Source organism: Lentiprolixibacter sp., from assembly GCF_982873095.1.
This window is the reverse complement of the sequence record NZ_CEYNTP010000175.1, coordinates 1-6103: the sequence shown is the minus strand read 5'-3', so window position 1 is coordinate 6103 and position 6103 is coordinate 1. Positions and strand designations below refer to the sequence as shown.

Genomic DNA, 6103 nt, shown 5'->3' with positions numbered 1-6103 from the left:
ATACCGGGTCGCCCCCGAAATTCCCCCCGGAGCCGTATATCAGGCTTTCTACCCCTATTACCGGGCCTACCAATTCCCGCAGCCTGCCGGTCACCACATCAGAACGTATTGCGTCCGGACGCTCTTCCCCGGGCAGGAGGTTCAGGGTGAGCGTAGCCGTAGCGGATCCCGGCCCAAGGCGTTTGATTACGTTTTCAAACAGCACTTTTCCGGTCCCCTGTAAGTATTTTTCTGTAAGCTCCTGGTTGACGATCTCTGCCTTTTCTTCGATCATGCTGATGATCGAATCGGTAATTTTTTCGTTGGTCCCATTAGGCATCTGTAGTTCTACCTGAACCCGGTCACTGGCAATCCTGGGGAAGAAGGAGGTCCGGATAATACCGCCCCCAATCGAACCAAAGGTCAGGATCAGTGCGAATACAAAGAACGAGAAGGTCAGCATTTTGTAACGCATTGCGAAATACAGGGCCGGGGTATAGATCTTATCCCGGTTCCAGGCCATGATACGGTCCCCGATCTTGTTGATATTCCTGAGTTTCGAGAATGCACGCCCAACTAAGGTTTTGGATTTTTTCTGCCCGCGCTGCAGGGCCTTGGAATGGGCAAGGTGGGCGGGCAGGATGATCAGTGCCTCCACCAGGGAAACCACCAGGGTGAGGATCACAATCACTGAGACTTCCCCGAAGAATTCCCCAATCCTGCCGTCCAGGAAAAGGAAAATGGAAAAGGCCAATATTGTAGTTATGATAGCGGATACGATGGGAGGAATCACCTCCATGGTACCGTCTATAGCCGCCTGAATGGGGGATTTGCCTTTTTCGTAGTGCTGGTAAATATTTTCAGCGATCACAATTCCGTCATCCACCAGAATCCCGATTACGATGATCATCCCAAAAAGGGAAAGTACATTAATGGTTACATCGAAGAAACCGGCAAAAATGAACATCCCCAGGAAAGCCACCGGAAGCCCAAAGGCCACCCAAAAGGCCAAACGGGTATTCAGGAACAGGGAAAGGAAAACCAGTACCAGGATCATCCCCACTATCGCATTTTCTGTGAGGAGTTGTGTACGTTGCACCAGGGTAGTCGACAAATCGCTGACCACATTGAGGCGTACGTTGGTATATTTCTGGTTGAACTCGGCTATATATTCTTTTACCTTCTCTGCAGCAGAGATCAGGTCCTCGGTATTGGTACTCGTTATTGTAGTGCTGACAGAAAGGTCCCCATTGAAGTAAGAGGCATTGGGGGTTTCCGAAAAACGGTCCCGAACAATGGCAACATCCTTTAATCTGATCGTCTGCCCGGAGGCATCCGCTCGGATGATGAGGTTGGAAAGCTCATCGCCGTAATAGGCGCGATTGTTGGCCCGGATAAGGTATTCTTCCGCACTGGTTTTAATGTTCCCCCCGGTCACGAGGATATTGGCATTGGCTACTGCCTGAGAAACTTCCTGGAAAGAAAGTCCATAAGCCAGCAGGTTATTCTCATTTACTGCAATTTCTATCTCTTCTTCCGGATATCCGGATATACTGATCTGGGAAATTCCATCTATGGATCTGATGTCGTTTTCTATCTGCCGCCCGATCTGTTTCAGGGTCGGCAGGGGAATGTTTTCGCCGCTGATCGCAAAGCTAATGGTCTGGCGCACGGCTTCCAGTTTGGAAACTACTAAAGGTTCCATTCCCGTGGGAAAAGAAGGTACCCGGTCCACCGCATTTTTAACCTGCAGCAACATAAAGTCAATATCCCGGCCTTTCTCTATTTCCACGTTGATCGAACCACTGTTCTCCCTGGAGGTGGACGTTACGCGATCTACCCCCTCCAGACCTTTGAGGTTGTCCTCGATTTTAAGTACGATCCCCTCCTCTACTTCCTGGGGAGAAGCACCGGGATAAACAATGCTAATGGAAATATTTTTTGAATCCGTCAGCGGAAAAAAGGAAGATTTAAGGGAGGTGGCCCCTACGATCCCGAATATGAAGAACGCAATGATAATGACGTTTACCGCCACATGGTACTTGATGAAGTATGCGATTAATTTTCTCATTGATTCATTTTTTCGGCGGTATCCCCTTTATACACCTTTACCAGCATTCCGGCATAGGCACCTACCACGGGTTTAGTAATTATGGTGGTACCATCCGGCACTTCCTTCAGGACCACTTTTTTGTCAGAGAAGTACACCGGGTTCACATCGATCAGGTCCAGTATGGTATCCCGAACCACGAAGATCTGGTTGTTGTCCAGTAACAACTGCCGGTCGATTTCTATGGCATCTGTTTCGTCTTTAGCGTTGAGATTGGCCTCCAGGTACATCCCTTCTTTGAGATCGGGATGGTTCACCTCTATGTAGGCTTTAATGGTCTGGGTGGCCTGATCAATCCGACCGTTGATCCGGGTAACTGTTCCCTGGTAGGTTTTGGTACGCTCAAGGTTTACAAGCTCCACTACTTCGCCTACTTTCAAAAGGTCGCTATACGTTTTACTTACGGCGACTTCAAGTTCATATACATCCGTGCTGATAAACTCTCCCAGTTTCTGGCCCACGCGGACCAGGGTACCTTCAGTGACCAGGGCTTCAGTCAACACCCCGGAAAAGGGTGCGGCAATGGTGTATTTGGCAAGGCGTTGCTCCAGATTCTTGACGTTGTAGTAACTGGTAAGGATCCCCCTGCCCGAAATAAAGAATTTTTCTTTTTCGGAGGTCATTTCCGGCAGGGCCGGAGTTACCTTGTCCAGGTCGAATCGCTGCAGGTAGGCCTGCCATTTGGGATAGATCTCCGGGTAATCCAAACGCAAATCCGGCATCACCGAGGTGATCAGGTTCAGCAGATTACTCTTGGCAGACTGAACACTGGCGTAGTACTCTGCTGCATCAATACGGATGATGGTTTCTCCCCTGCTGTAGCGTTGTCCCGGACGGAATAATTTCTGTCGGCCACGGAATACCCCCTGTACCTCGGCAAACAATTCTACCCTGGTCTTAGCGGTCAGGTTCCCATTGGCAGGGACTATGATGGGTACGGTACCATTAAAAACCTCTTCGGTAAATACCGTCTTCACTACTTTTTGTACCTGGGGGCGGTATTGGGTTTTGCTGTTCACAATCTGTTTGGCCAGATACACAGCCACCACAATTATCACAACTCCCAGTACGGATAAGATGATCTTTCTCATTCTTTTAATTATTAACCGGCCTTTTCGCCTTAAAATTTTTATGTACTTGTTTTAACACCCGGATCGTATCGCGGATCTCAGATGCGCTTAAGTCTTGTTCCATAGTTTGCAGGATATCTTTTATAACCACCTTGCAGTCCTCAAAGATTTCCCGCCCCATAGGTGTCAGGAAGACTTCATTGATTCGCTTGTCCTCTTCATTTTGCTTGCGATACAGGTATTTTTTTTTCTCCATCTTCGCCAGCAGGCGGGCAAGGGAAGATTTATCCCTGTAGGTCAGCGATGCCAGTTCGTTCTGGTTCAGCCCGTCCTGATCGGTAAGCACTTTTAAGACGACCATTTGTTCTTTGGTAATATCCAAACCGTGCTCGTCCAAGCCTTCCTGTATATATTGATCCACCAATTTTGAGGTCCGCCCGACCCAGGGCCCGAGGGACTTTTCAAAATCAATAAATACACTGGTCTTTTCCATGGCTGCAAAAATAACGTTTCACATATTAGTTGCATATGCAACCATAGTTAAATTAATCTTAAATGTTGTTTAATCATGGAAAGGATACATAAAACAAAAAGAAGAATGCCGGGACATTCTTCTTTTTGCCAATTTAACTAAACTAAAAAGTCAACTACTCATTATCGTTTTCATTTTCATCCTCAAACTTGGTATCTGCCATGCGGGTTCTGTTGAAGTTGATGTCCTTGAAATTTAATTTCACATCGTCCTTGTCATAATCGAATACCAGGAACTGCTCGGTATTCATCATTTCCAGGTTCTTATAGGAGTCAAATTTGTTATGTTGTATCTGGAATACCTCCAGGCTGGCCAGCTGGCTGAATTCCCGTGGGATCTCACCTCCAAGCTGGTTGTTGGCGAGGACCAGTTCCTTTAACAGGACCATATTGCCAATTTCCGATGGGATACTGCCTTCCAGTCCGTTTTCAAAAAGCCCCAGTGTTTCCAGGCGGGTAAGGTTACCCAGTGAGTTTGGGATCTCACCCCTCAGGCTGTTACTCGACAAGTTTAGTATCCTCAGGTTTTCCAGCTTACCCAAACTTTCCGGGATACTTCCTGTAAAGAAATTATTGAAAGCAGTTAGTTCCAATAGGGAGGATAAATTTCCGATTTCATCAGGAAGCTGTCCTTTAAAACGGTTCATTTCTATTTTAAGAACCTCGAGCTGCTGCAATTCGGACATTTCCTTTGGCAATACGCCGGTTAGTTTGTTAAAGGCCAGGTTCAATTGCTTGAGATGGGAAAGATGCCCTATAGAAGTTGGCAGGGTCCCGTCAAGGTTATTCCTAAACAGGTTGATTTCAACCACATGACCATTCTCCACAGTAACCCCATACCACTCCGAAACTGGCAGTTCAGGATTCCATGTCCTTAGCCATTCCTCTCCTGAAGTACTCTCGTACAGGTCAAGCAGCGCCATTCGCTCCTGCTCAGCTACCTGAGACCAGACCACATTCGCCACCATCAAAAACATCGCTATTACAAGCAGGGATTTTTTCATTTGATCATTATTTGCGTAATTCCTGTAATAATCTGATATTTGATTAAGAATTACCTTACAAATTTAACGCGAATTCAGGATAAAATGCCAATTTTATCGACGAACGGTACGTTTTTGTTGCGAAACCCCTTTTTTTTGTTGTGAAATTTTTTTGCCCCTTCTTCCTTATTGAGAATTTGTAAGGTTTTCAAGGGTTAAGGTTAGCTCTTCCCACCGTGATAACTGGGTTTCCAGGGCCTTTTTTCTTTCCTGGTAGCGATCAAAAAAGCCGTCTTCCGCAATGGTGGCATCGTAGTTCATCAAGAGTTGATGATCTATATCGGCCAGTTCTTTTTCCATAGCAGCGATCTTCTTTTCCACACTGCCTATTTGGTTTTTAAGGGATTTGATTTTCTTCTGATCCTGGTAATTGTTGGATTTCTGCTGTTGCTTTGCAGGGGCTGTTTTTTTTGTTTCGCCTTTCTCAATTTCCCTGAAATTCAAGGCTTGCCGTTGTTCCAGGTAAAACTGTATATCCCCAAGGTATTCCTTTATTCCGCCCCCTTTGAATTCATATACCTTATTGGTTAAGCCCTGAAGGAAGTCCCGGTCATGCGATACCAGCACAAGCGTGCCTTCAAACTGTTGTAAGGCCTCTTTAAGCACCTGTTTGGACTTCATATCAAGGTGGTTGGTAGGTTCGTCCATGATCAGGACATTAAAGGGCTGTAATAACAATTTCGCGAGGGCAAGGCGGTTGCGCTCCCCACCTGACAGTACCTTTACGTACTTTTCTACCTCATCCCCACTGAAGAGGAAGGAACCGAGGATATCCCTTACCCTGGGACGGGTTTGCTCATTGGCTGCGTCGATCATGGTGTCCAAAACCGTCTTTTCCCCATCGAGGTAATCGGCCTGGTCCTGGGCAAAATATCCCAGCTGCACATTATGTCCCAGCTTGAGGTGCCCCTGAAATTCGAGCTCCCCCACGATAACTCTTGCAAGCGTGGTCTTTCCCTGTCCGTTCTGCCCTACAAATGCGGTTTTGCTGCCCCGTTCCAGGAGCAAATCAATGTTTGTTAGCACCCGTTTTTCACCATAACTTTTGGAAACCCCCTCCATTTCCACCACCACTTTCCCCGGTACTACGGAGAGGGGGAACCGGATATTCATGGCGCCCTGTTCCTCCTCATCCACTTCTATGCGGTCCATTTTCTCCAGTTTCTTGATAAGGGACTGGGCCATAGATGCCTTAGTGGATTTGGCCCGGAAACGTTCAATTAAGCGCTCTGCCTGCTGGATCTCCCTGTCCTGGTTCTTTTTAGCATTACGCTGTTGTTGCCGGAGTTCTTCCCGTAGTTCCAAATAGCCCGAATAGGGTTTGTTGTAATCGTATATTCTCCCCAAGGAGATCTCCAGGGTCCTGTTCG

Annotated in this window: 5 protein-coding genes; all 5 read right to left on the bottom strand. The window is 47.1% G+C overall.

Annotated features, from left to right (window positions below; genetic code table 11):
* A partial coding sequence (locus tag AC4E7D_RS10505; protein ID WP_490173751.1) for an efflux RND transporter permease subunit occupies positions 1-2050 on the bottom strand: 2050 nt, incomplete at its 3' end.
* Complete coding sequence (locus AC4E7D_RS10500; protein ID WP_490173750.1) at positions 2047-3180, bottom strand: efflux RND transporter periplasmic adaptor subunit; 1134 nt, start codon at positions 3178-3180, stop codon at positions 2047-2049. The genes AC4E7D_RS10500 and AC4E7D_RS10505, both read right to left, overlap by 4 nt.
* A 4-nt stretch (positions 3181-3184) precedes the next feature.
* Complete coding sequence (locus tag AC4E7D_RS10495; RefSeq protein WP_490173749.1) at positions 3185-3652, bottom strand: MarR family winged helix-turn-helix transcriptional regulator; 468 nt, start codon at positions 3650-3652, stop codon at positions 3185-3187.
* 154 nt (positions 3653-3806) lie between these two features.
* Entirely contained in the window at positions 3807-4694 is an 888-nt protein-coding gene (locus tag AC4E7D_RS10490) for a leucine-rich repeat domain-containing protein (RefSeq protein WP_490173748.1), read from the bottom strand.
* Between the two features lie 165 nt (positions 4695-4859).
* Positions 4860-6103: ABC-F family ATP-binding cassette domain-containing protein (locus AC4E7D_RS10485; protein ID WP_490173747.1), on the bottom strand; the 1244-nt coding region annotated here is incomplete at its 5' end.